Source organism: Stenotrophomonas terrae, from assembly GCF_039674165.1.
Classification (GTDB): domain Bacteria; phylum Pseudomonadota; class Gammaproteobacteria; order Xanthomonadales; family Xanthomonadaceae; genus Stenotrophomonas; species Stenotrophomonas terrae_A.
Map to the genome: position 1 here is coordinate 46,289 of NZ_JBDJMY010000016.1, position 25,265 is coordinate 71,553.

A 25,265-nucleotide genomic window follows, 5' to 3' on the forward strand; every position below is an offset into this window, starting at 1 on the left:
GAAATAAATGAAAATCATCAAGCCAGACCTGCTGTGCTCCTCGATCGCCTTTGCACTGATGTTGTGCGCAGGCAACGCCGCGGCCCAAGCCGCGGACGAATCGGCTGCACCGCCGGCCGCCAACAGCGATGCCGTACAGAGTCTTGACCAGATCACCGTAACCGCACGCGGCGTGTCCGAGCCGCTGCAGCAGATGCCGCTGCCGATCACCGCCATGTCCGCGCAGACCATCGAGAAGAAGGGCCTGGTCGACGTGCGCGACATCGCCAACCTGTCGCCAAGCTTCTCGTTCAAGTCCGGCTACGGCCGCGGCTTCGATCGCCCGGTGATCCGCGGCATGTCCAACATCCAGGGCGAGTCCAACGCCTCGTTCTTCATCGACGGCATCTATGTCGAAGGTGACATCTCCAGCTACGGCCTGGAGAACATCCAGCGCGTGGAAGTGATCCGTGGCCCGCAGTCGGCGGCGTTCGGTCGCCGCACCTTCTCCGGCGCGGTGAACTTCATCACCAAGCGCCCGGGCAGCGCACCGGGCGGCAAGGTCACCCTGGGCGCCGGCAACTACGGCCAGGAAAAAATGGGCCTGTTCTATTCGGGCGGCAATGAAGACGGCTCGTTCGGTTACGACCTGAGCCTGAACAAGCGCGGCAACGATGGCGTGTTCTACAACAGTGCCTCGGGCAGGAAAGACCTCAACGGCACCGAGACCATCAGCGGCATGGCCGCCATTGCCTGGTCGCCGACCGATGCGCTGGATATCACCGCACGGGTGATGCAGCAGAAGAGCCGCGACCAGCACTTTGCCGTTGCGCGCCTGGGCAGCAACAACCTCAACTGCTACCTGCCCGAGTACAGCGGCGTTTCGGCCGGTGGTGTGCCGATCCTCGAGTCGCGCCGCCGCGGCTACTACTGTGGTGAGCTGAAGGCACCGGCGGGATACGCGCTGAACACCAAGGAATTCGAGAGCGCCGGCTACTTCCCGGGGCGCAAGACCGACCTGCTGCGTACCAGCGTGGTGGTGGACTACCTGTTCGCCAATGGCTGGAACCTGACCTCGACCTCGGCCTACAACAAGAGCGATACCTATTCGGCCAGCGACCAGGACTACAGCGCCATTCGCGGCTACGGCGGTGGCTTTGAAAGTTTCGCCGACACCGGCGTCAAGAACTGGTCGCAGGACATCCGCCTGACCACCGACCAGAACCTGGCTGTGTCGGGCATGCTTGGTGCGTACTACTACAAGCAGCAGGCGCTGCCCGGCTGGGGCGGCGACCTGACCGGCTACACCATCGGTGGCAGCAAGGTGGTCACCCCGGTGCCCACAGACCCCGATGACCAGACCGTCAACAAAGCGCTCTACGGCCTGATCAACTGGCGCATCAACGACCAGTGGACCACCTCGCTGGAAGGGCGTTATGCGCGCGACGAAATCAGCAAGGGCGGCACCGACATCCGTGTGCTGGCCGGCAGCACCTACCGCCAGCCGTATGCATTGGCCAAGACCTTCAGCAGCTTCACCCCGCGCTGGACCTTGAGCTACCAGGCGCAGGAAAACGTCAATCTGTACGGCTTGGTGTCCAAGGGCAACAAGCCGGGCGGCTTCAACACCGACGTCTACCGTGCCGACTTCCTCGAAACCGAGCGTGACGCGCTGATCGCGCGTGGCTTGAGCACGTACAAGGAAGAAGAGGCTTGGAACTACGAGCTGGGCATGAAGAGCGATTGGCTGGACGGCACCTTGCGTGTCAACGCCAACATCTACCAGATCGACTGGACCAACCAGCAGCTGACCGAAACCGGCCCGGTGATCCGCAAGAACGGCTCGCTGTTCTCGACCAGCTACACCACCAATGTCGGTGAATCGCGCATCCGTGGCTTCGAGCTGGAAAGCCAGTGGGCGTTCGCGCAGGGCTGGCTGGCCAGCCTGGCGTATTCGTACACCGATGCCGAGATCCTGAAGTTCATCAGCCAGGACCAGGCCGATCTGTTCTCCGACAGCAACGCCCCGACGCTGGCGGACCCGGCCGCTGATGCTGCCGGCGCCACGCTGCCGCGCGTACCCAAGCACAAGGCGACGCTGGGCCTGATGTATGACGGCGCACTGTCCAATGGTTGGGAATACACCGCCAACATGGACGTGAACTACGAGGGCAAGCGCTACATCCAGGTCGACAACTTGGCTTATATCGGCGCTTCCACCCGTACCAACTTCCGCTTCAGCATCCGCCCGACCGAGCAGCTGCAGGTCTCGGCCTATGTCAACAACGCGTTCAACGACCGCACCCTGGAAGACGCACAGCGCACGATCAATCCGGACGCTTACGTGGCAGTGCCGGCAGTGCCGCCGTTGACCGGCGTGGCCGTGACCAACCTGCGCGACTTCGGTCTTACCCCGTCGTTGCCGCGCATGTACGGCGTGGAAGTCAGCTACAAGTTCTAAGCGGTAAACGCGGGCTGGGAGAACGCGCTGCGTCCTCCCAGTCCGCGAATCGCCTGTTTGGATTCATCGAAAGTCATCAAAGCGTCCTTCCCACCTGTGTGGGAAGGACGGCAGTGAAGCAACAGCAACCCGCACCCTCAGGTTCCCGCAATGCAACGACGCGATTTCATCAAGGGAGTTTCCGCCATGGCCGCACTGTCGTTGCTGCCGGGCATGCTGCACGCCAAAGTGCCGAGCAGCGATGTGATCGTGGTCGGCGCCGGTCTGGCCGGTTTGGCTGCCGCGTATGCGCTGGAAGCGGGTGGTGCCCGCGTTACCGTGCTGGAGGCCAACCCGCGCGTTGGCGGCCGCCTGCAGACCGTGGTGCGCAATGGCATCCGTTTTGAAATCGGCGGCGTGGAAGTGGGTACCGGCTACGAACGCGTGCATGCCCATGCCAAACGCGTGGGTGTCGGCATCGAGCCACCGTCGGTCGCCTTGCCGAGCGCCGCAGGGCTGGGGCTGGTACTGGGCGACAGGCTGGTGCCTGCGCCGCAATGGGGTGAAAGCCCCCTCAATACATTGCAGGGCCGCGAACATGGCCTGTTGCCGCCGATGCTGCTGGCCACCGCGATCGGTGAGCTGGGCCTGCCGGCGCCGGACAGCTGGCGCGACCCCAACAATCTCTCGCTGGATATCCCGCTGGCGCAACTGATCGCCAGCAAGGGCTGGTCGCCGCAGGCGCTGCAGTGGATGGATATCGGCAATAGTTTTTCCTCGCTGCAGACCATCAGCGCGCTGGATGCCCTGCGCCGCGATGCGCTGCGGCGGTTTGGTTCGAAGGGCACCGGCTGGGTGCAGGGCGGCAGCCAGGCGCTGCCCGAGGCCATGGCCGCCTCGCTGGCGCAACCGCCGGTGCTCGATGCCCAGGTCACCCGGGTGGAGTCCTCGCGCGGCACGCTGGAAGTGCGCTGTGCTGACGGCCGCCGCTTCCGCGCTGCGCACCTGTTGCTGGCCCTGCCCAGCGGGCCGCTCAGCCGCATCGCCATCGATCCGGCACCACCGGTGGCGCAGCAGGGAGTGTGGTCGGCACGTGGCGCCAATGCGGTGACTACCGTGCACCTGCAGCCCACCCGCAAATTCTGGGAAGACGACGGCCTGCCGCTGTCGCTGTGGGGCGATGGCCCGCTGCAGCGCGTGTTTGCGGTGCCCGGCGCCGATGGCCAGATCAACCGGCTGATCGTCTGGCTCAACGGCGCGATGGCCCGGCACGCCGACACGCTTGACCGTGAGGCGCGCTTTGCGTGGGCCATCAACGCCATGCAGCGGCTGCGCCCGGCATCAAAGGGCGCGCTGCTGCCGCTCGAGACCCGCAGCTGGGGCAATGACCCGCTGGCCGATGGCGCGTTCTCTGAAATCGCCCCCGGCCGTTTCCTGGAAACCCTGCTCTGGGCCAATACCCCGTTCGGCAACATCCACTTTGCCGGCGAGCAGACCGAACTGCAGGTTCCGGGCATGGAAGCGGCCGTCAGCTCGGGCGAACGTGCAGCTGCAGCAATTCTTTCGGCCTGATTGAACTACCTTATCCCCTACCTTCCGGGCGCGGATGCGCCTTCCAGAGACAGTAATGAGCCTGAAGACACTGAACCCCTACGATTTGTTCGACGTGCGTTCGCTGCTGAGCGAGGAAGAACGCGCTGTACAGGATTCCGTCGCCCGTTTCACCGATGAGCGCGTGTTGCCGATCATCGGCGATTGCTTCGACCAGGGCCGCTTCCCGAACGAGCTCATCGGCGAAATCGCCGACATGGGCCTGCTCGGCAGCTCGCTGCCGGAACAGTACGGCGGCGCCGGTTTGAACAGCGTCAGCTACGGCCTGATCTGCCAGGAACTGGAGCGCGGCGATTCCGGCATCCGCAGCTTCGTCTCGGTGCAGAGCTCGCTGTGCATGTACCCCATCTACGCCTACGGTTCGGAAGAGCAGCGCATGCGCTGGCTGCCGGACATGTCGCGCGGCAAGGTGATCGGCTGCTTCGGCCTGACCGAAGCTCACGGCGGCTCCGACCCGGCGGCTATGAAAACCCGCGCGGTCAAGGACGGCGGCGACTGGGTGATCAACGGTTCCAAGATGTGGATCACCAATGGCTCGGTAGCCGACATCGCCATCGTCTGGGCCAACACCGATGAAGGCGTGCAGGGCTTTGTCATCGAGAAGGGCACCCCGGGTTTCACCACCCAGGAAATCAAGCACAAGATGAGCCTGCGTGCCTCGGTGACCGGCGCGCTGTTCTTCGACAACGTGCGCGTGGCCGATGCCAACCGCCTGCCCAACGTGAAAGGCCTGAAGGGCCCGCTCGGCTGCCTCACCCAGGCCCGCTACGGCATCACCTGGGGCCCGCTGGGTGCGGCCATCGCCTGCCTGGACGAAGTGCTGGCCTATACCAAGGAGCGCATCCTGTTCGGCCGCCCGGTAGCCGCCACCCAGAGCGCGCAGATCAAGATGGCCGACATGGCCCGCCGCATCACCGCCGGTCAGCTGCTGGTACTGCAGCTCGGCCGCCTGAAGGATGCCGGGCAGATGCAGCCGCAGCAGGTGTCGCTGGCCAAGTGGAACAACTGCCGCCTGGCCATCGACATCGCCCGCGAATGCCGCGACCTGCTCGGCGGTGCCGGCATTACCACCGAACACGGTGCGATCCGCCACGCGCTGAACCTGGAGTCGGTGATCACCTATGAAGGCACCGAGACCGTGCACCAGCTGGTGATCGGCCGCGAGCTGACCGGCATCAACGCGTTCTGATGATGGACGGCCTGCACACCACAATGCAGGCCATCTGCCTGCGGCAGGTTCCCCAAGGCATGCCGCAGGCGCAGGACTTTGAACTGCGCCAGCTGCCGCTACCGCCCCTCGCTGATGGCCAGCTGCGGGTGCGGGTGCAATGGTTGTCGCTGGACCCCTTCCTGCGCGCGCAGCTCGGCGGCCGTTACGCGGTGCCGTGCCCGCCGTTGGGCAGCATCGTGCCGGGCTACGGCATCGGCACGGTGGTCGAAGACCGCAGTGGGCGCTTCCAGCCAGGTGACGTGGTCACCGGCATGACCGGCTGGGCCGAGTTCGCGGCAATGGATGCAAACACCACTTCCTTGATTGATGCGGCGCTGGCGCCGGTCAGCACCGCGGTCGGCGTGCTCGGTGTTCCCGGCCTGACCGCCTGGGCCGGTGTGCGCAGGATTCTGCAGCCCAAGGCCGGCCAGACCATCCTGGTATCCACTGCTGCCGGCGCAGTAGGCAGCGTGGTGGGCCAGCTGTGCAAGGCCGCCGGTTGCCGCGTGGTCGGCATTGCCGGCAGCGCGCAGAAGTGCGCCATCGTCACCGACGAATTCGGCTTTGATGCCTGCGTCAGTTACCGCGATGCGGATTTCGCCGCGTCGCTGCGCGCGGCCTGCCCGGAAGGCATCGATGGCTATTTCGACAACGTGGGCGGCGCCGTGCTGGAAGCGGCGCTGTCACTGCTGCGTCTGCATGCACGGGTAGTGCTGTGCGGGCTAAGCGATCAATACAACCGTGCCGAACGCCCGGCTGGCCCCAACCTGGGTCCGGTGATTGGTGCGCGCGCACGGCTTGAAGGCCTGGTGGTCTACGACCATCTGGGCGACTTCGCGCAATGCCGCAGCGAATTGGCGCAGATGATTGCCGCCGGCACGCTGCGCTACCGCGAACACATTCACGACGGGCTGGCCACTGCGCCGGCTGGTTTCATTGGCCTGCTCAATGGCGACAACCTGGGCAAGGCGCTGGTACGGCTCTAAGGAATACGCATGACCCAGATCCAACGGCGCTTCCTGTCCGTCAACGGACGACAGGTGCATTACCGCGTTGCCGGCAGCGGCCCGGCGCTGGTGCTGATCCACCAGTCACCACAGAACTCGCGGATGTGGGCGGCGATGATGCAGCGCTATGCCGACCGTTACACCGTGATTGCGCCGGACACGCCGGGCTTCGGTTATTCCGATGCCTTGCCTGGCAACCCGATGACGATTGCGGATTTCGGTGCCGCCACGCTGCAGTTCATCGATGCTCTCGGCCTGCAGCGCTTCGCCGTGTTCGGCATGCATACCGGTGGGCTGATCGCGACCTGGTTGGCTTGGGCCGAGCCGGCGCGGGTTGCCGCGCTGGTGGTCGATGGCTATGCGGCATTTACCCCGGAAGAAAGCGCGCTGTACGGCGATGCCTATCTGCCACCGTTCGTGGCGCAGTGGGACGGCTCGCACCTGCGTTGGCTGTGGTCGCGCATGCGCGAGCAGAAGTACTACTTCCCCTGGTACGACGGCCGCGCCGAAGCGGCCATGGCGATTGCACCGCAGACCACCGACAGCAGCCGCGAGACGGTGATGGACGTGCTCGACGTGGGCGATACCTACCGCGCCGGTTACGCCGCCGCGTTCCGCCACAACGATCACTTCTGGGTGCAGCAGCTGCAGATGCCATCGTGGCTGGTGTACCGCCATGGCGATCCGCTGTTGGCGCACATGCCGCGCCTGCACGACTTGCCGGCCAACGTGACGGTGGTTGAAGAGCCCGATGGCATTCCCGCTATGCACGACAGCATGGATGGCTGGTTGGCGCAGGTCCTGGCGAACGAACCGGCCTTTGTCGAAGCTGCCACTTCTGTCGCCGCATCGGCGAACTGGCAACGCCGCATCATCGCCACCGCTGCCGGTGACATGGCGGTATGGGAACGCGCAGGGCAGGGCGCACTGCGCCTGTGCCTGCACGCGCCGGGCACGCGCCCGCTGTCGCCGCAGCAGATCGATGCCGGTGACAGCGCATGGTTGCTGCCGGATCTGCCCGGCCATGGTGCCTCCTGCGAAAGCGACAGTCCGCTGGATGCTGCCACGCTGGTCGCCGCACTGCGCGACGCCATTCCCGCAGACAAGGCCTTGCCGCTGGTGATCGAAGCGCATGGCGCGGCCGCTGGCTACGTACCTGCGTTGGTGGATGCCTTGGGCACGCGCGTTGCCGAGGTCGTGCTGCATTCGCCCTGGCTGCTCAACGCCGAAGAACAGGCGCTGCTGCTGCAGAATTTGCCGACGACGGTCATTGATCGTGCCGGTGGTTATCTGTGCGATGCCTGGCAATGGGAACGCGAACGCCACCTGCTATGGCCGTGGCTACCGCCCAGCGCTGCCGCACGCCGTCGCGTCGATGCACCTGCACCTGCGCTGGTGCACGCCAACGTGGTCGAGCTGCTGCGCCTGGGCGCGCGCCTGCATGGCTTGTTGCGCGCTGTCACCACGCCCGATCTGAGCGCACGCCTGCGCGCCTTGCCGGTGCCGCTGCGCGTAGTCACCGACACCGAATCCGATTACCAGGGGCGCGCTGCCGCCCTGTCTGCCTGAGTTGAAGGACCCCCATGAGCAACGACACCGCAATCGCCGTCATCGACCGCCTGCAATCCAGCTGGGGCGGCAGCATCGTCACCGATGCCAGCGAGCTTGAGTACTTCTCCACCGATGTCTATTCGCAGGGCAAGCCGCTGCTGGCGGTGCTGCGGCCGAATGATGCGCAGCAGCTTGCCGATGCGGTCAAGCAGCTAACCGAAGCCGGCGTGGCGGTGATCGCCCGGGGTGGCGGCATGAGCTATACCGGCGGCTACACCGCCGCGCAGAGCCCGGCGGTGCTGGTAGATACCGGCGCGCTGGACAAGATCGTCGAGATCAATCTGGAGGACGCCTACGTCGTGGTCGAGGCCGGCGTTACCTGGCGCGCTCTGAAAGAAGCATTGGATGCCAAGGGCGCGCGCACGCCGTACTTCGGGCCGATGTCCGGTTCGCACGCCACCGTGGGCGGCGGCATGTCGCAGGGCGCGATCTTCCACGGCAGTGCCCGCTATGGCTGCTCGGCCGACGTGGTGCTGGGCCTGCAGGTGGTCACCGCCAATGGCGATATTCTCACCACCGGTTCGGCGGCTGCGGCCAACACCGCGCCATTCTTCCGTTGGTACGGCCCGGACCTGACCGGTTTGTTTCTCGGCGATTGCGGCCTGCTCGGCATCAAGACCCGCATCGTGCTCAAGCTGATTCCCCGGCATGCGCACATTGATTATCTGTCCTGGCAGTTCCCGACCGCTGAAGGCCTGTTCGCCGCGCTGGGCGTGCTGTCGCGCAATGGTCTGGCCAGTGAAACGGCGGCCTTCGATCCGGCGCTGACCCGCGTGCGCATGCGCCGCGCCGGCCTGTCCAGCGACGTCAAGGCGCTGACCAATGTGATCAAGAAGGGCGGCCTGATCTCCGGCCTGAAGCTGGCGGTGAAGGGCCGCGACATCGTCGACCAGGAGCAGTTTTCGCTGCACATCACCCTGGAAGGCGACAGCGCCGCCGAAGTGGCCGACCGCGTCGCCCGCGCGCGCAAGCTGGTGGGCGAGTTTGGGGAAAGCGTGGAGCCGTCCATCCCCAAGATGATGGCGGCCAATCCCTTCGCCGCATGGAATTCAATGCTGGGCCCGCAGGGCGAGCGCTGGGCGCCAGTGCATGCGCTGGTGCCGCATTCCAAGGCCACCGGCATGTTCAACGCGCTGCAGGCGCTGTTCGTACGCGAGCAGGAAACCATGGACAAGCACGGCATCTTCATCGGCACGCTGCTGTCCAGCGTGGGCGCACAGACCGTTGTGATCGAGCCCTGCATCTACTGGCCCGACAGCCACAATGTCTTCCACCAGCGTACCGTCGATGCCGACCACCGCGAGCGCATCGGCTGCCCGGGTGAGCACCTGGACGCCCGCGCCGCGGCTGATGTCCTCAAGCGGCAGATCGCCGACACCATGCGCGCGCACGGTGCGGCCAACCTGCAGCTGGGCAAGTTCTACGATTACCGCGCCGGCCGTGACCCGGCGGCGCTGGCGGTGCTGGATGCGGTCAAGGCCCAGCTCGACCCCAAGGGCCTGATGAACCCGGGTGTGCTCAGCCGCTGAGGCTACCAAAGCAACCCCTCTCCCGCCCCCGCGTTCGCGGGGGCACCCTCTCCCGCAAGGGGAGAGGGGCTGGGATCCCGCAGGTTGAGGCACCACTCGATACTGCAGTCTTGCTGCTTTCGCCCATTGAGGGGGCTGGGATTCTGCGGCCAAAGCAGCACTCGACGCGGCAGCGCTGCTGCTGTGGCCCCTCTCCCCTTGCGGGGTGAAAGGGGCCGGCTGACGAACCGCAGGTTCGTGGCACCTTGAACGACCTTGCGCTGGCGCAAGGGCCGGGGCGCGGAGCGGGGGTTGGGGAGAGGGGGCAGGCGAAGCCTGCTGCACCCCCGGCAATAACCCCAACCCAACGGCCAGGCACAACGCCTGGCCGTTCGCATATTTGTCACCGCAACTGTCCAGCCTGAACCCTGTTTTGCTGCCATGGCTGGCCCGTTTCTTTACCATCGGCAACAATATGCCCGCCTGATCCCACCCGGACGGCCCACGTTCGATGCAGATCGGACCGTCACCCGCATCCACCGAGACATTGTGAAAACACCCCAACAACTGCAGGTACTGATAGACGACGGCGTCATCGACGAGGTTCTGCGCCCGCTGAAAAGCGGCAAGGAAGCGGCGGTTTACGTCGTCCGCAGCGGCGGTGAAGTCCGCTGTGCCAAGGTCTACAAGGACATGGCACAGCGCAGCTTCCAGCAGCGCGTGCAGTACCAGGAAGGCCGCAAGGTGCGTGGCAGCCGTGAGGCCCGCGCCATTGGCAAGGCCAGCAACTACGGCCGCAAGCAGGCCGAAGCGGCGTGGAAGAACACCGAGGTGGACGCGCTGTACCAGTTGCGCGATGCCGGCGTGCGCGTCCCCGAGCCGTTCGGCTATTTCCATGGCGTACTGGTGATGGAGCTGGTGACCGACGCCGAAGGCTTCAGCGCCGCACGCCTGGGCGAGGTGGACCTGAGCGCCGAGCAGGCACGTCAGTTCCACACCGTGCTGGTGCAGCAGGTCAAGCTGATGCTGTGCTGCGGCCTGATCCACGGCGATTTGTCGCCGTACAACGTGCTGGTTGGGCCGGACGGCCCGGTGGTGATCGATTTCCCGCAGGTGGTCAGTGCCGGTGGCAACAATGCCGCGCGCACCATGTTGCTGCGTGACATGAACAACCTCACCGCCAATCTCGGCCGCAGCGCCCCGGAGCTGCTGGACACCTGGTACGGCGAAGAAATGTGGGAGTTGTTCGAAACCGGTGACCTTCTGCCCGATACCGTATTGACCGGCCAGTTCACCCCGGACGAACGCGCCGTGGACCTGGACAGCGTGCGCCACGCCATCAACGACGCCCGCGAAGAAGCCCTGATCCGCCAGCAAGGCCGCGAAGCCGCCGCAGAAGACGACGATTGAGGCTAATGCCGAGCGGTGCTCGGCAAAGACCTGACGTAGTGCCGAGCCATGCTCGGCAGAGGCTTTACAAGCACCCCTCCCCAACCCTCCCCTTTGCTCCGCAAAAGGGAGGGGGCATGTAGTGCCGAGCCATGCTCGGCAGGGCTTTCCAAACCACCCCCCAGCAGCGTGTAGGAGCGGCGTAAGCCGCGAAGCATGCAGCGCTGGAAAGGCCGCAAAAGCACCCCTCCCCAACCCTCCCCTTTGCTATGCAAAAGGGAGGGAGCAGGTAGTGCCGAGCCACGCTCGGCAGGGGCTTTCCAAGCACCCCTCCCCAACCCTCCCCTTTGCTACGCAAAAGGGAGGGGGCATGTAGTGCCGAGCCATGCTCGGCAGGGGCTTTCCAAGCCACCCATCAGCAGCGTGTAGGAGCGGCGTAAGCCGCGAAGCACGCTCGCCAACAGCAGCAGGCAGCGGCCGTCCAAACGCGATGCGCGTAGCGATGAATGAAGTTGCAGCGGATTCCATTCGTTACTGTGATCGTGTCCTTGGGTCATCAAAGCCGACAGCCGCAGCACCGCCCATCGATCTCGTCGGCCTGCGACGCGCCTTGTATCGCAGCGCTGCGCCGACGGTCAGGGCCGGGCTTCGGCCTGCAACTGGTAATGCCCGGGCGCACCCAGAACCACGTTGAACGAGCGCGGTTCCAGCGAATAGGCATGCACCAGGTTGAGCTGCAGCGCGGCGTCGCCCAGCACAACGGTCTGGCCACGGTTGGGGCAGGACCAGAAGCTGTCCGATGCTTCGGCCAGTGGCACCCGGGCGACTGTGCTCATTGGCTGCCCAGCCGCGCTGGCGGTCAGCCATTCAATCCAGACCCTGCAGGAAACATGCTCGAAACCCACGTTCTCCAGCCGCACGCGGTAAACCCCTTGCTGCTCCCCCGACTGCCACTGACCGGCAGTGACGATGGCCACGGTGGCAGCCTCATCAGGCGCATCGGCTGCGACAGCGGGTATGGCAGCAGACAGCAGGCACAGCAGCATGGCGTGACGTTTCATGTCGGATATCGTCCTGGGTGGTAGCAGGTGCCATCACGCTGCGATGTACCTGTGCAGGTGTCGATCATATCGAAACAGGTTTTCAATCGTCGCAGTCAAGACCCACCTGTAGTGCCGAGCCATGCTCGGCAGGCAATTCCCAAAGAACCATCAGCAACGCGGCAGCAGCATGAACCACGAATCCACTGATGAGTCAGGCTCAAAGCTACACCCGGCTGATCATCTTCAAGCGCACCTGCGCCGCAGAGACATCATGTCGTTGGGCAGCCATCGCACACAGATGATCCAGCAAGGCCTGCGGCTGCTGCAGCAGCGGATCGGCAGCGTCCAATTGCACGGCCAGATGCCCCCACCAGAATGGATGACCGTCTACATAAATTTCGTAGCCGGCGATATAGCGATGCGCATCCATCTCAGGTGCCCACGTGCACGCGCTCGCCGGCATCGGTGCAGCACATGTGTTCCAACGCCAGCTCCAGTGCCAATGCGTAGCTCTGCATGCAGTAGCCCTGGGCAATGCCCAGGCGATGGCCGAGATTGGCCGGTAGCCGGGCTTGCGGTGCGTGCGGGTCGTCTTCGTGTACCTCGACATAGGCGTTGTGCAGGTGAGGCAACAGGCGCTGCAGGCGGGGGCTGTGGACACATGCTGCCGGTGCCAGTAGGAGGATGTCGTCAGGGCTGTGATCGGCCGCGCACAGCGTGTCCAGCAGTGCCTGTTCGGAGGCGCAGCTGCGCTGCGCGACACTGATGCCGGCCTCCAGTGCGCGCTGCACCAGCGCTGTCATCAGTGGCCCCGGTAGTGGCCTGCATCCTGGCGCCTGCACATCACATGTTTCCGGCCCACGCACGATGAAGATGGCCATGGCTCAGGCGTCCTGGCGGCTGTTGAGCAGGCGTGCGGTGATCGCCAGCGAGAGGCGCCTGGCATCTTCATCGCTGCTGCTGCAGATCACCAGTGCGGTAGCCGCATGGCTGGGGTGCAGATGGGCCTCCAGCGTGTCGGCATCGTGGCGTGCGATTTCAATGTATGGCGCCGGTAACAGGTCCAGTGCGTTGCACACGACAGCACCGTGCGTGGCCCATTGCGCATCGTCGGTTGCGGCGTTTTCAATCAGCACCCAGTGTGGGCGGCGGGTGCTGGCGTCGCGCAGGCAAGCGGCCAATGCCGGCAGCGAGTTGCAGTGGCGGCACTCAAGGCGATGGCCGGCTATTTCGCTCGGCAGTTGGAAGTCAGGCAACGCGGTTTCCCGGCTGTGCCTGATCAGCAGAAGGCTCATGCAACACCACAATCAAGCGCCCTGCGGCGCGGTGAGGGAACGATGCGCCGGGCCGGCATAAACCTGCCATGGCGCAAGCGCTGCCAGGCGTAAAGTGTGCGTAGCAATCTGTCTGCGCAGGGGATGGCACAGCGGCGCGGGAACTTACCCGCAGGCCATAGGTCAATCTGCCTATCTCCCGCCTTGTGACCGGACATGAACGAGACCGCCTCTGCCTCACCAGCCCATCCCGTAGCCAGCTGGCTGCGCCGCGAAGCGCTGCCGCTGGCGGTGATGTTGCTGCTGCTGTTCGCGGCCCGTGACAGCCTGGCCAATCACTACCAGGTGCCCAGTGGCTCGATGCAGCCCACCTTGCAGCCGGGGGACCGGGTGGTAGTGGATATGCGCGCCTACGGCCTGCGCGTTCCCTTCACCGATCTGCAGGTGCTGGCCGGGCAGGCGCCGCAGCGCGGCGATGTCGCGGTGTTTGATTCGCCCGCCGACGGCACGCGGCTGATAAAGCGCGTGGTTGCGGTGGGCGGGGACCGCGTGCAGTTGCACGATGGTTACCTGTCCATCAACGGCCAGCCGCTGCGCCAGGAAGTTGCGCGCGAGGTGTTCGGCAACAAGCAGGTGCAGTTGGACCTGGACGATGGCGGCGGCCCGGACATCAATGGCATCCGCATTCCCGCTGGCAAACTGCTGGTGGTGGGTGACCACCGTGGCGACAGTTTCGACGGCCGTTTCTTCGGCTTGGTGGATGCCGATACGGTCTACGGCAAGGCGGTGGCGGTGTACTGGCGGCGCGGTGACGGGCCGGAGTGGCTGCGTTTGTAAGCGGCGATAGCGAAAAAGAAACCGGCACGGAGACGTGCCGTTTTTTTTGCCTTGTTTTTGTTTTTTTGTAGGAGCGGCGTAAGCCGCGAAGCAGATAGCGCCGGCAATCTGCATGCATGCAATGGCAATCAGAAAGGGGCTGTATTGGTGTTGGCTTCGCGGCTTACGCCGCTCCTACAAAATCGGCATATTGGTAATACCAATATCCCTTACTAACCCTATGGTCTAATAGGATCTCCGCGGAAACGGCGCTTCAATCGCGTCTCGCTGGTTGGTATGCAGGCATATTGGTAATACCAATGCCGCAGCCGCCTTCTCCACCTGCGGGTGGGCCGCCTTTCGCCTTTGACGAGATCCTGCATGCAGCCCTGGGAACAACTGTACGACCCCGCTGGCAACCTCTGGTTGTCCAGCCTGATCGCGCTGTTGCCGATCGCTTTCTTCTTCGTCGCCCTTGCCGTGCTGCGCATGAAGGGCTGGTTGGCCGGCACCATTACCGTCGCCATCGCATTGGCGGTTGCGCTGCTGTTCTACCGGATGCCGGTGGCGCAGGCCCTGGGTGCGGCCGGGTTCGGCTTCCTGTACGGGCTGTGGCCGATTGCCTGGATCATCATCGGCGCAGTGTTCCTGTACAAGATCGCGGTCAAGACCGGTCAGTTCGCCATCATCCGCGCCTCGATCCTGTCGGTGACCGAAGACCAGCGCCTGCAGATGCTGATGGTGGGCTTTGCCTTCGGTGCCTTCCTGGAAGGCGCGGCCGGTTTCGGTGCGCCGGTGGCGATCACCGCCGCGCTGCTGGTCGGGCTGGGCTTCAAGCCGCTGTATGCGGCCGGCCTGTGCCTGATCGTCAACACCGCGCCGGTGGCCTTCGGTGCGATGGGCATTCCGATCATCGTCGCTGGACAGGTAACCGGCCTGGATGCGTTCGAGATCGGGCAGATGGCTGGCCGCCAGCTGCCGTTCCTGACCATCATCGTGCTGTTCTGGATCATGGCCATCATGGATGGCTGGCGCGGCATCAAGGAAACCTGGCCGGCGGTGCTGATTGCCGGTGGCTCGTTCGCCATCGCCCAGTACCTGACCTCCAACTTCATCGGCCCGGAGCTGCCGGACATCACCGCGTCGTTGGCCTCGCTGGTGTGCCTGACGCTGTTCCTGCGCCGTTGGCAGCCCAAGCGCATCTTCCGCTTTGAAACCGACGCCAGCGCCGAGGCTGCCGCGCAGGCATCGACGGCACCGCGTTACAGCGCCGCGCAGATCACCAAGGCGTGGTCGCCGTTCCTGATCCTCACCGCGATGGTGACGCTGTGGAGCATCAAGCCGTTCAAGGCCTTGTTCGCTGCCGGTGGCCCGCTGGAACACTGGGTAGTGAAGCTGCCGGTGCCGGGCCTGGACCAGCTGGTGCAGAAGATGCCGCCAATCGTGAACGCACCTACCGCCTACGAGGCCGTGTACAAGTTCGATGCGTTCTCGGCCACCGGCACCGCGATCATGCTGGCGGCGGTGATCGCCATCATCTACCTGCGCATGCCGGTACGTGCGGCGGTGCGCACCTTCGGTGAGACCGTCAACGAACTGAAAATGCCGATCTACTCCATCGGCATGGTGCTGGCCTTCGCCTTCATCGCCAACTACTCCGGGCTGTCGGCGACGCTGGCACTGGCGCTTGCCCATACCGGCAAGGCCTTCACCTTCTTCTCGCCGTTCCTGGGTTGGCTGGGCGTGTTCCTGACCGGTTCGGATACCTCGTCCAATGCCTTGTTCTCGGCGCTGCAGGCAACCACCGCGCAGCAGATTGGTGTATCCGAAGTGCTGCTGGTCGCCGCCAATACCACCGGCGGCGTCACCGGCAAGATGATTTCGCCGCAGTCCATCGCCATTGCCTGTGCGGCGGTGGGCCTGGCCGGCAAGGAATCGGACCTGTTCCGTTTCACCGTCAAGCACAGCCTGATCTTCACCGTGATGGTCGGCCTGATCACCACCGCGCAGGCCTACTGGCTCACCTGGATGATTCCCTGAGCCATGGCCGCGCGCATCCGCCAACGCCGCGCAGCTTCGGGCCACAATGTCGGCATGAGTACGCAACGCATTTCCGACAAGGTGGCCGCGCAGTTGCGCGTGCTGGTGGACGAACAACAACTGCAGCCCGGTGACCGGCTGCCCTCCGAGCGCGCACTTGCGGTGCAGCTCGGGGTCTCGCGCACCGCGCTGCGCGAGGCCATTGCCCAGCTCGGCAGCCAAGGCCTGCTGGTGGCGCGGGTGGGCGGAGGTACCTATGTGGCCGAGCCGGCCGCGCGCGCCCGGCTTGCCCTGGATGAGCCGCTGGCGCCGTATCTGCCGCTGTTCCAGGGCGATCCGGAATACCGCTTCGACGTGCTGGAGATCCGCCACGCACTGGAAGGCGCCACCGCCTGGCACGCCGCGCTGCGGGCAACCGATGAGGACCGTGCGCGCATCGCGCAGGCCTTCCAGACCATGATGGACGCGCATGGCAAGGATGACCCGACCGGCGAGGCGCGTGCCGATGCCGCCTTCCATCTGTCCATCGCCGAGGCCTCGCACAATCTGGTGCTGCTGCAGGTGATGCGCGGTTTGTTCGAGCTGCTGCAGACCAACATCTCGCAGAGCCGCGAGAAGCTTTACACCGCATCGACCACCTTTTCACCCTTGTCCGACCAACACCGCGAAATGATGGATGCGGTACTGGCCGGCGACCCCGAGCGTGCGCGAGCCGCCGCGCACACCCATCTTGAGTTCGTGCACACAACGCTGCGCACGCTCGATGAAGACGAAGCCCGGCGCGCCCGTGCTTCGCGGCTTCCTTCCCCCCACGGTTGACCCATGATCATCTCCGCCTCCACCGATTACCGTGCGGCCGCGCAGCGTCGTCTGCCGCCGTTCCTGTTCCACTACATCGATGGCGGCGCGTATGCCGAACACACGCTCAAACGCAATGTTTCCGACCTGTCCGACATCGCGCTGCGCCAGCGCATCCTGCGCAACATGTCCGACCTCAGTCTGGAAACCGAGCTGTTCGGTGAAAAGCTGGCCATGCCGGTGGCGCTGGCACCGGTCGGCCTGACCGGCATGTATGCGCGCCGCGGTGAAGTGCAGGCCGCGCGTGCGGCGGAGAGCCGCGGCATTCCGTTCACGCTGTCGACGGTGTCGGTGTGTCCGATTGAAGAAGTGGCGCCGGCCATCAAGCGGCCGATGTGGTTCCAGCTTTATGTGCTGCGCGATCGTGGCTTCATGCGCAACGCGCTGGAGCGCGCGCAGGCAGCCGGTGTGACCACCCTGGTGTTCACTGTCGATATGCCGGTGCCGGGCGCACGCTACCGCGACGCGCATTCGGGCATGAGCGGCGCGCATGCCGGCGTGCGTCGCATTGGTCAGGCCGTCACCCATCCGCGCTGGGCGTGGGATGTGGGTCTGCGCGGGCGTCCGCATGACCTGGGCAACATCTCCGCCTATCGCGGCAGCCCGACCGGCTTGGAGGACTATATCGGTTGGCTGGGCAGCAACTTCGATCCGTCGATTTCGTGGAAGGACCTGGAGTGGATCCGTGAGTTCTGGAAAGGCCCGATGGTGATCAAGGGCATTCTCGATCCGGACGACGCACGCGATGCGGTGCGCTTTGGTGCCGATGGCATCGTGGTCTCCAATCACGGCGGCCGCCAGCTCGACGGCGTGCTGTCCACCGCGCGCGCGTTGCCGGCAATTGCCGATGCGGTGCAGGGCGATCTGAAGATCCTCGCCGACTCCGGCATCCGCAATGGCCTTGACGTGGTGCGCATGCTGGCGCTGGGCGCCGACAGCGTGCTGCTGGGCCGCGCCTTCGTCTACGCGCTTGCGGCGCAGGGTGAGGCCGGCGTCGCCAACCTGCTCGACCTGATCGCCAAGGAAATGCGTGTTGCGATGACGCTGACCGGCGCGCGCCGTATTGCCGATATCAGCCGGGATTCGCTGGTCAACGTGGCATGAGTACGAACGAGGCGCTGTTGGCGCAGTTGCGTGCTGCCGTGGGTGAGACCCACGTGTTGACCGGCGACAAGGCGACGCGACGTTTCCGCAAGGGCTATCGCTTCGGTGATGGCGCAGTGCTGGCGGTGGTGCGGCCGGGCACGCTGCTGGAAATGTGGCGCGCCCTGCAGGCAGCGGTGCAGGGCGGGGCGGCGATCATCCTGCAGGCGGCCAATACCGGCCTGACCGGCGGCTCCACGCCGGATGGTGACGACTATGGCCGGCCGATCGTATTGATCAGCACGCTGCGCTTGAGCGGCGTGCAACTGCTTGATGAAGGCCGGCAGGTGTTGTGCCTGCCGGGCGCAACCTTGGATAGGCTGGAGCAGGCCCTGGCACCGCTGGGGCGTGAACCGCATTCGGTGATCGGCTCCTCGTGCATTGGCGCCTCGGTGCTGGGAGGCGTGTGCAACAACTCCGGCGGCTCGCTGGTGCGGCGCGGCCCGGCCTATACCGAAATGGCGCTGTATGCGCAGGTTGATGCCCACGGCCAGCTGCAGCTGGTCAACCATCTCGGCATCGCCTTGGGCGATACGCCGGAAGAAATCCTGCAGCGCCTGCAGGCAGGTGACTACACGGCGGCCGATGTGCATGTTGATGGGCAGCGTGCCGGCTCCGATCCGTGCTACGCCGAACAGGTGCGGCAGGTGGATGCGGCAACGCCGGCGCGTTTCAATGCCGATCCCAGTCGTCACTATGAAGCGGCTGGCTCGGCCGGCAAGCTGGCGGTGTTCGCGGTGCGCCTGGATACCTTTGCCAAGGAAGCGGCCGAGGTGTTCTATATCGGCAGCAACCGCACCGACAGCCTCACCGCCATCCGCCGCCAGCTGCTGACCGGCTTCGAGCGGCTGCCGATTTCCGGCGAATATATTCACCGCGTTGCCTATGACATTGGCGAGCGCTACGGCAAGGACACCTTCCTGCTGATCGACAAGCTCGGCACAGCGCGGGTGCCGGCGGCATTTGCACTGAAGAGCCGGGTTGATGGCTGGTTCGAGCGGCTGGGCCTGCGTGCGGTCACCGACCGTGCGCTGCAGCTGCTGACCGGCTTGTTGCCGTCGCATCTGCCCAAGCGCATGGGTGAGTTCCGGCAGCGCTATGAGCATCATCTGCTGGTGAAGGTGTCGGCGCAGGATGCCGCTGCAACGGAAAGCTGGTTGCGCGGCTTCTTCGCCGACCACGAGGGCGATTATTTTCATTGCACACCAGACGAAGGGCGCAAGGCCTTCCTGCATCGATTCGCGGTGGCCGGTGCAGCGGTGCGTTACCGCGAAGTACACCGTGCACAGGTGCAGGACATCGTCGCCCTGGATATCGCCTTGCGCCGCGACGACCGCGACTGGTTCGAGCAGCTGCCGGCCGAACTGGACGCGCGGCTGTTGCACAAGCTCTATTACGGACACTTCCTGTGCCATGTGTTCCACCAGGACTACATCGCCCGCAAGGGTGAAGACCCGATGGCGATCGAGCACGCCATGTGGAAGCTGCTGGATGCGCGTGGCGCCGAGTACCCGGCCGAGCACAATGTCGGCCACCTGTATCCGGCCAAGCCGGCGCTGGCGCAGTTCTACCAGCAGTTGGACCCCAGCAATACCTTCAACCCCGGCATTGGCCAGACCAGCAAGCAGCCGGGTTGGAAAGGCTGTGATTGCTGAGGCGCAAAGCGCCTGTTGAGGCTTTTGATCAGGCTCTGCTCAAGCTTTTGCTCAGGCTTTTGCTCAGGCCTTTGCCCAGGCTTTCGCTCAGGCTTTTGCTCAGGCTTTTGCTCAGGCTTTTGCCCAGGCTTTCGCCCAGGCTTTCGCTCAGGCTTTTGCTCAGGCTTTTGCTCAGGCTTTTGCTAAAGCCCCTCTCCCGCTTGCGGGAGAGGGGTTGGGGTGAGGGGAAGCTCTTGGCTGATGAAGCCAGAAGCAAAAAAGTGCACAAGCAAATGCCAGAGCCAAAAGCTCCCCTCATCCGCCCTTCGGGCACCTTCTCCCGCACGCGGGAGAAGGGACTTGCCTCGCTGATTGATCTCACGCCGGTGGTTCACGCGCTTGGTGAATCAATACGTTGAAAGTATCAATCGGTACACAGTAGGTTATGGATCGACTCGATCCGCGGGTTCAAGCTTTCCCGCATTCCCAATCAAGCGGCCCGCCAACGCAGGCCAAGATGCAATGCAACTCGAACCCGGCAACCCACCTGCCTGCAATGAATCCCTCGCGCCAGTCACGTCGCCAAGCGCGATAGGCGAGCAGCCCCACATTCGCCAAGGCACTCCTGAATTCCGTCGTGCAGTGCTGGCGCTGTTCATGGCCGGCTTCGCCACGTTTGGCGTGTTGTATTGCGTGCAGCCCTTGCTGCCGGGCTTCAGCAGCCACTTCGGTATCAGCGCCGGCAACAGCGCGCTGGCGTTGTCGTTAAGTACCGGCGTGCTGGCCGTTGCGATGCTGGTGGCAGGCATCGTCTCCGACCGCATCGGCAGGCGCCCGGTGATGGTGGTTTCGTTGCTGAGCTCGGCATTGCTGACCTTGGCCATCGCCTTGGTCGATGACTGGAGCACGCTGCTGGTGCTGCGCACCTTGCTGGGCCTGAGCCTGAGTGGCGTACCGGCGGTGGCGATGACCTGGCTGGTCGAGGAAATGGACAGCCGCTCGCTGGGCTTGGCCATGGGCCTGTATATAGGCGGCAACGCGGTCGGCGGCATGAGCGGGCGTTTGATTGCCGGGGTGGTGGCCGATCATTGGGGTTGGCGCGCCGGCATTGCCGCAGTTGGCGTGATCGCGTTGCTGGCCACGCTTGCACTGTGGACACAGCTGCCGGCATCGCGTCACTTCCATGCACAGCGTGCCGAGCCGATGCGGATGCCGGCGCGCTTTGCCGGCTTGTTTGCCGATGCCGCGCTGCCTTGGCTGTTCGCCTGTGGTTTCCTGCTGCTGGGTGTGTTCGTGACGCTCTACAACTATCTTGGTTACCACTTGCTGGCGCCGCCGTATGGTCTGAGCCAGACCCTGGTGGGATTGATCTTCAGCGTGTACCTGGTGGGCAGTGTCAGCTCGGCGTGGATGGGGCAGCTGGCCGGCAGGCTGGGGCGCGGGCCGGTGTTGGTGCTGTCCTTCGGCCTGGTGCTGGCGGGCATCGTATTGCTGGCGATGCCGTGGTTGCCGGCGATGGCCGCGGGTATCGCGCTGGCCACGTTTGGTTTCTTCGGCGGTCACTCGGTAGCCAGCAGCTGGGTGGGTGTGCGTGCTGGCGCGCTGCGTGCGGAAGCCTCGGCGCTGTATCTGTTTTCGTATTACCTGGGTTCAAGCGTGCTCGGTGCCGCAGGCGGGGTGTTCTATACGCATTGGGGCTGGGCCGGGGTTTGTGTTTTCTGTCTGCTGCTGACGCTGGCTGGTATGGGTGCCGCGTGGAGTTTGTGGCATCGGCTGGAAGGGGATGCGCGTTCGGAACTGCTTGAGGCGAAGGGCTGAGCGATGGAAGCTCAAAGCTGAAGCACCCCTCCCCAACCCTCCCCTTGCCTGCGGCAAAGGGAGGGGGCTGAGCTTTACCCCCTCCCTTGCGCGTAGCGCAGGGGAGGGTTGGGGAGGGGTGCTTTGGCTTCGGCTTTTGCCCCCGCTGCTGCTCTCCCCTTCAACCCGCCACTTCCCGCTTCAACAAGGCAATGAACTGACGCAACAGCGGCGTCACCGCCTCGCGTCGCCAGGCAAGTTGAATCTCCGATGCAGCGCCGCGGTCTGCCAGGGCGACAAAACATGCGCCCTCCACTTGGATATGGCTGCACGAAGAAGGCAGCACGCAGACACCCAAACCCGCTGCGACCAGGCTGATCAGGGTCGAGGATTCGCCGGCCTCCTGCACGATGCGCGGGCTGAAGCCGGCGTTGCGGCAGAGGCTGATCACATGGTCGTGGATGCCGGCACCCGAGTCGCGCGAGAAGCCGACGAAGGGATCCAGCGCGAACGGCTTCAAGGACAGGCGCGCCGTTGCCGGGTCCTTGCCGCGCAGTGCCGGGTGACTGGCATGTACCACCAAGGCCAGCGGGTCATCGAACAGGTGCTGGGCAACCAGTTCGTCCGGCAGTACCCGTTTGCGGATGATGCCCACGTCCAGCTCATCGGCCAGCAGGGCGTCGATCTGACGCAGGCTGTTCATTTCGCGCAGCTGCATCTGCACCTGCGGGTGTTGCTGGCGATAGGCGAAGATCGCGCGTGGAATCTGCGGTGACAGCGGGGTGGCGCGGGTCAGGCCGATGCGCAGTTCGCCGCTCTCGCCGCGTTGTGCGCGTTGCACCGTGTCCACAGCCTTGTCCACGCGCTGCAGGATGTCGCGCGCCTGCTCCAGCAGGACTTCGCCGGCTGGCGTGAGCTGCACGCGGCGGTGGCTGCGTACGAACAGCTGCGCGCCGAGCAGGGTTTCCAGCTGCCGGATCTGCTGGCTGAGCGGCGGTTGCGACATGCCCAGGCGCTCTGCGGCGCGGCCGAAGTGCAGGGTGTCGGCGACGGTCAGGAAGTAGCGCAGGTGGCGGAGTTCCAGGGACATGACGGCAGTCTAGGCGGCTGCGGTGTTGTCGACCAACTGCTGTGCTGCGAGTTCCCGATGCAAGGTCTAGCGCTCCGAATGCCCGGTATCGTCGTACTGCCTCGGCGCAAACAGATCCGGCTGGATCAGCTCGACAAACGCTCTGGCCTGCGGAGACAGCACCTTGCCGCGCCGCACCACCACGCCGTAGCTGCGCGACGGGAAGTACTCGCTCATCGCCCGCGTGGCCAGCTTGTCGCGGTCGCCATCGTTCAAGCACAGCGCGGTGACGATGCTGATGCCCATGCCCATCGCCACGTACTGCTTGATGACCTCCCAGCCGCCAACTTCCAGTGCCACGGTGTAAGGCACACGATGCTGCTGGAACACCAGGTCGACCAGCCGCCAGGTGATCTGCCGGCGCGGCGGCAGGATCAGCGGCCACGGCGACAGGTCTTCCAGCGTCAGGTTTTTCTTCTTCGCCAGAGGGTGGTCGGGTGGGGTGATCAGCACCTGGTCGAAGCGGTAGACCGGCGCGTAGCTGAGGTCGGCTGGTACATCCATCATCGAACCGATGGCCAGGTCGGCGGCATCGCTGCGCAGCAGGTCGGTGCCATCGGCGCTGATGGCGTTGTGCAGGGTCAGGCGCACATCAGGATGCAGCTTGCGGAAGTTTTCGACGATCTTGGGCAGGAGATACAGGATGGTCGACGAATTTGCGGCGATATTGAGCTCGCCCGCGTCCAGCCCGCTGACCTTCTCGCGGAACCGCGGCAACAACCCGTCCAGGCTTTCCACCAGCGGCTGGGCCATGTCGTAGAGCAGCTGGCCCTCGCGGCTGGGCACCAGGCGGCGTCCGCTGCGCTCGAAAAGCACCACTCCCAGCTCCCGTTCCAGCGCCTGCAGCTGCAGGCTCACCGCCGGTTGGCTGACAAAAAGTGCTTCCGACGCACGCGAAACCGAGCCCAATCGGACCGTCTGCAGGAACGCCCGCAGCGGCTTGAGCCGATCAGACTTGTAGGAAAAACGCGGAGTTACGGGCGGCTTGGCTGGCATGTTGAGACAAGTATTAGCACAACTTATAGATAACATTGCAAAAACTGTTTTGTTAAATATGAGCCTGCGGCCGCACGTTGGAGTCCCCGACACACGCAGGAACTTCCGATGTCCGCCGTCGCCCACGCTGTCGCTACGCCGCAGTCCGCCCCCCGCCCGACCCCGGGCATCACCCTGACCACCCAGCTCGCCGGCCAGTCCGCGCTGCTGCCGGCCGGCGTGCTGGGCCTGCTTGTATCGCTGCACCGTGCGGTCGAGCCGGGTCGCCAGGCCCGGCTGGCCGCCCGCCGCGAGCGCCAGGCGTTCTTCGACCAGGGCGGGCTGCCGGATTTCCGTACCGACACCCGCGCCATCCGTGAAGAGAACTGGAGCGTTGCGCCGATCCCGGCCGCGCTGCAGGACCGCCGCGTCGAGATCACCGGCCCCACCGACCCGAAGATGGTCATCAACGCGCTGAACTCCGGCGCCAAGGTGTTCATGGCCGACTTCGAGGATTCGACCTCGCCGACCTGGCGCAACGTGCTGGCCGGCCAGCAGACGATGAAGGCGGCGGTGCGTGGCGATCTGGACTTCACCGCGCCGGCCACCGCCAAGGGCCCGGGCAAGCACTACACGCTGCGCCCGGCCGACGAGCAGGCGGTGCTGATCGTGCGCCCGCGTGGCTGGCACCTGGACGAGAAGCACGTGTTGATCGATGGCCAGCCGATTGCCGGTGGCCTGTTCGACGCGGCGCTGTTCGCCTTCCACAACGCGCAGACCCTGATGGACAAGGACCGCGGCCCGTACTTCTACCTGCCCAAGCTGCAGTCGATGGAAGAGGCGGCGCTATGGGAGACCGCGCTGTCGCACATCGAGGGCATGCTGGGCCTGCCGCATGGGCAGATCAAGGTCACCGTGCTGATCGAGACGCTGCCGGCGGTGTTCGAGATGGATGAGATCCTGCATGCGCTGCGCGAGCGCATCGTCGGCCTGAACTGCGGCCGCTGGGATTACATCTTTTCCTATCTGAAGACCTTCCGCCGGCACGCCGACAAGGTGCTGCCCGAGCGTGGCCAGGTGACCATGACCCAGCCGTTCCTGAAGGCGTATTCGGAACTGCTGATCAAGACCTGCCATCGTCGCGGTGCGCATGCGATGGGCGGCATGGCCGCGCAGATCCCGATCAACAACGATGCCGCCGCCAACGAGCAGGCAATGGCGCGGGTGCGCGCCGACAAGCTGCGCGAAGTGACGGCCGGCCACGACGGCACCTGGGTGGCGCACCCGGCGCTGATCCCGGTGGCGCGCGCCATCTTCGATGAGCACATGTCCGGCCCCAATCAGCACCACGTGCTGCGCCGCGACGTGCAGGCCAACCGCGATGAGCTGATTGCGCCATGCAGCGGCACCGTCACCCGCGCCGGCTTCGAGAACAACGTTGAAGTCTGCGTGCGCTACCTGGCCGCCTGGCTGGACGGCAACGGCTGCGTGCCCATCCACAACCTGATGGAAGACGCCGCTACCGCCGAGATCAGCCGCAGCCAGATCTGGCAGTGGCTGCATGCCGGCAACCAGCATCTGGATGACGGCACCGCGATTGATTTCGCCCTGCTGGCAGCCACCCTGCGCGCGCTGCCGGCGCGGCTGGGCGACACCTCCGCGCTGCCCGGTGGCGGCCGCATCACCCAGGCCATCGGCCTGCTCGACCAACTCAGCCGCGCTGATGACCTGGCCGAGTTCCTGACCTTGCCGGCCTACCGGCAGATCGATTGACCCTCCCCTTGGCACCGACTACTTCTTT

21 protein-coding genes are annotated in these 25,265 nt (G+C 65.0%); 14 read left to right on the top strand and 7 right to left on the bottom strand.

Going from position 1 to position 25,265, the window contains the following annotated elements:
* The first annotated feature begins 7 nt into the window (after window positions 1–7).
* From ABE493_RS09545 to ABE493_RS09575, 7 genes are all read left to right on the top strand, one after another.
* Window positions 8–2,440: a TonB-dependent receptor gene (locus ABE493_RS09545; RefSeq protein WP_346498693.1), complete on the top strand. Its 2,433-nt coding sequence runs from the start codon at window positions 8–10 to the stop codon at window positions 2,438–2,440.
* A 150-nt stretch (window positions 2,441–2,590) separates the two neighbouring features.
* Window positions 2,591–3,991 carry a flavin monoamine oxidase family protein gene (locus ABE493_RS09550; RefSeq protein WP_346498694.1) on the top strand — a complete coding sequence of 467 codons (1,401 nt, stop codon included), beginning with the start codon at window positions 2,591–2,593 and terminating at the stop codon, window positions 3,989–3,991.
* Window positions 3,992–4,046: 55 nt separating this feature from the next.
* On the top strand, window positions 4,047–5,219 hold the full coding sequence (locus ABE493_RS09555; protein WP_346498695.1) for an acyl-CoA dehydrogenase family protein: 1,173 nt from the start codon (window positions 4,047–4,049) through the stop codon (window positions 5,217–5,219).
* Window positions 5,219–6,226 carry an NADP-dependent oxidoreductase gene (locus ABE493_RS09560; protein ID WP_346498696.1) on the top strand — a complete coding sequence of 336 codons (1,008 nt, stop codon included), beginning with the start codon at window positions 5,219–5,221 and terminating at the stop codon, window positions 6,224–6,226. Before ABE493_RS09555 ends, ABE493_RS09560 begins: the two co-directional genes overlap by 1 nt.
* A gap of 9 nt (window positions 6,227–6,235) precedes the next feature.
* Window positions 6,236–7,816 (top strand): alpha/beta hydrolase, encoded by a 1,581-nt coding sequence (locus tag ABE493_RS09565; RefSeq protein WP_346498697.1) that lies wholly within the window; start codon window positions 6,236–6,238, stop codon window positions 7,814–7,816.
* A gap of 14 nt (window positions 7,817–7,830) precedes the next feature.
* On the top strand, window positions 7,831–9,387 hold the full coding sequence (locus ABE493_RS09570) for an FAD-binding oxidoreductase (protein ID WP_346498698.1): 1,557 nt from the start codon (window positions 7,831–7,833) through the stop codon (window positions 9,385–9,387).
* A gap of 528 nt (window positions 9,388–9,915) precedes the next feature.
* Window positions 9,916–10,776: a PA4780 family RIO1-like protein kinase gene (locus ABE493_RS09575; protein WP_346498699.1), complete on the top strand. Its 861-nt coding sequence runs from the start codon at window positions 9,916–9,918 to the stop codon at window positions 10,774–10,776.
* A gap of 614 nt (window positions 10,777–11,390) precedes the next feature.
* Here ABE493_RS09575 and ABE493_RS09580 read toward each other — a convergent pair.
* The 4 genes from ABE493_RS09580 to ABE493_RS09595 form a co-directional block, all read right to left on the bottom strand.
* Entirely contained in the window at window positions 11,391–11,816 is a 426-nt protein-coding gene (locus tag ABE493_RS09580) for a hypothetical protein (protein WP_346498700.1), read from the bottom strand.
* 205 nt (window positions 11,817–12,021) lie between these two features.
* On the bottom strand, window positions 12,022–12,228 hold the full coding sequence (locus tag ABE493_RS09585; protein WP_346498701.1) for a hypothetical protein: 207 nt from the start codon (window positions 12,226–12,228) through the stop codon (window positions 12,022–12,024).
* Window position 12,229: 1 nt separating this feature from the next.
* A complete protein-coding gene (locus tag ABE493_RS09590) occupies window positions 12,230–12,601 on the bottom strand; it encodes a 3-dehydroquinate dehydratase (RefSeq protein ID WP_346498702.1) in 372 nt (123 codons plus the stop codon).
* A gap of 81 nt (window positions 12,602–12,682) precedes the next feature.
* Window positions 12,683–13,093 carry a hypothetical protein gene (locus tag ABE493_RS09595; protein WP_346498703.1) on the bottom strand — a complete coding sequence of 137 codons (411 nt, stop codon included), beginning with the start codon at window positions 13,091–13,093 and terminating at the stop codon, window positions 12,683–12,685.
* A 195-nt stretch (window positions 13,094–13,288) separates the two neighbouring features.
* Here ABE493_RS09595 and lepB point away from each other — a divergent pair, with 195 nt between their 5' ends.
* From lepB to dld, 5 genes are all read left to right on the top strand, one after another.
* Window positions 13,289–13,909, top strand: coding sequence for a signal peptidase I (gene lepB / locus ABE493_RS09600; protein WP_346498704.1), 621 nt, complete (start codon window positions 13,289–13,291; stop codon window positions 13,907–13,909).
* 360 nt (window positions 13,910–14,269) lie between these two features.
* A complete protein-coding gene (lldP, locus tag ABE493_RS09605) occupies window positions 14,270–15,928 on the top strand; it encodes an L-lactate permease (protein ID WP_346498705.1) in 1,659 nt (552 codons plus the stop codon).
* 54 nt (window positions 15,929–15,982) lie between these two features.
* A complete protein-coding gene (gene lldR, locus ABE493_RS09610) occupies window positions 15,983–16,747 on the top strand; it encodes a transcriptional regulator LldR (RefSeq protein ID WP_346498730.1) in 765 nt (254 codons plus the stop codon).
* A 3-nt stretch (window positions 16,748–16,750) separates the two neighbouring features.
* A complete protein-coding gene (gene lldD, locus ABE493_RS09615) occupies window positions 16,751–17,890 on the top strand; it encodes an FMN-dependent L-lactate dehydrogenase LldD (RefSeq protein WP_346498706.1) in 1,140 nt (379 codons plus the stop codon).
* Window positions 17,887–19,584 carry a D-lactate dehydrogenase gene (gene dld / locus ABE493_RS09620; protein ID WP_346498707.1) on the top strand — a complete coding sequence of 566 codons (1,698 nt, stop codon included), beginning with the start codon at window positions 17,887–17,889 and terminating at the stop codon, window positions 19,582–19,584. The genes lldD and dld overlap by 4 nt, the downstream gene beginning before the upstream one ends.
* A gap of 28 nt (window positions 19,585–19,612) precedes the next feature.
* Here dld and ABE493_RS09625 read toward each other — a convergent pair whose 3' ends face one another.
* A complete protein-coding gene (locus ABE493_RS09625) occupies window positions 19,613–19,945 on the bottom strand; it encodes a hypothetical protein (protein WP_346498708.1) in 333 nt (110 codons plus the stop codon).
* A 140-nt stretch (window positions 19,946–20,085) separates the two neighbouring features.
* Here ABE493_RS09625 and ABE493_RS09630 point away from each other — a divergent pair, with 140 nt between their 5' ends.
* Window positions 20,086–21,381 carry an MFS transporter gene (locus tag ABE493_RS09630; protein ID WP_346498709.1) on the top strand — a complete coding sequence of 432 codons (1,296 nt, stop codon included), beginning with the start codon at window positions 20,086–20,088 and terminating at the stop codon, window positions 21,379–21,381.
* Between the two features lie 160 nt (window positions 21,382–21,541).
* Here the strand turns inward: ABE493_RS09630 and ABE493_RS09635 are convergent, their stop codons facing one another.
* Together ABE493_RS09635 and ABE493_RS09640 are read right to left on the bottom strand one after the other, a co-directional pair.
* Window positions 21,542–22,450 (bottom strand): LysR substrate-binding domain-containing protein, encoded by a 909-nt coding sequence (locus ABE493_RS09635; protein ID WP_346498710.1) that lies wholly within the window; start codon window positions 22,448–22,450, stop codon window positions 21,542–21,544.
* 66 nt (window positions 22,451–22,516) lie between these two features.
* On the bottom strand, window positions 22,517–23,485 hold the full coding sequence (locus tag ABE493_RS09640; protein WP_346498711.1) for a LysR family transcriptional regulator: 969 nt from the start codon (window positions 23,483–23,485) through the stop codon (window positions 22,517–22,519).
* A gap of 108 nt (window positions 23,486–23,593) precedes the next feature.
* Between ABE493_RS09640 and aceB the strand changes: the two genes are divergently transcribed.
* A complete protein-coding gene (gene aceB / locus ABE493_RS09645; protein WP_346498712.1) occupies window positions 23,594–25,237 on the top strand; it encodes a malate synthase A in 1,644 nt (547 codons plus the stop codon).
* Window positions 25,238–25,265 lie beyond the last annotated feature (28 nt).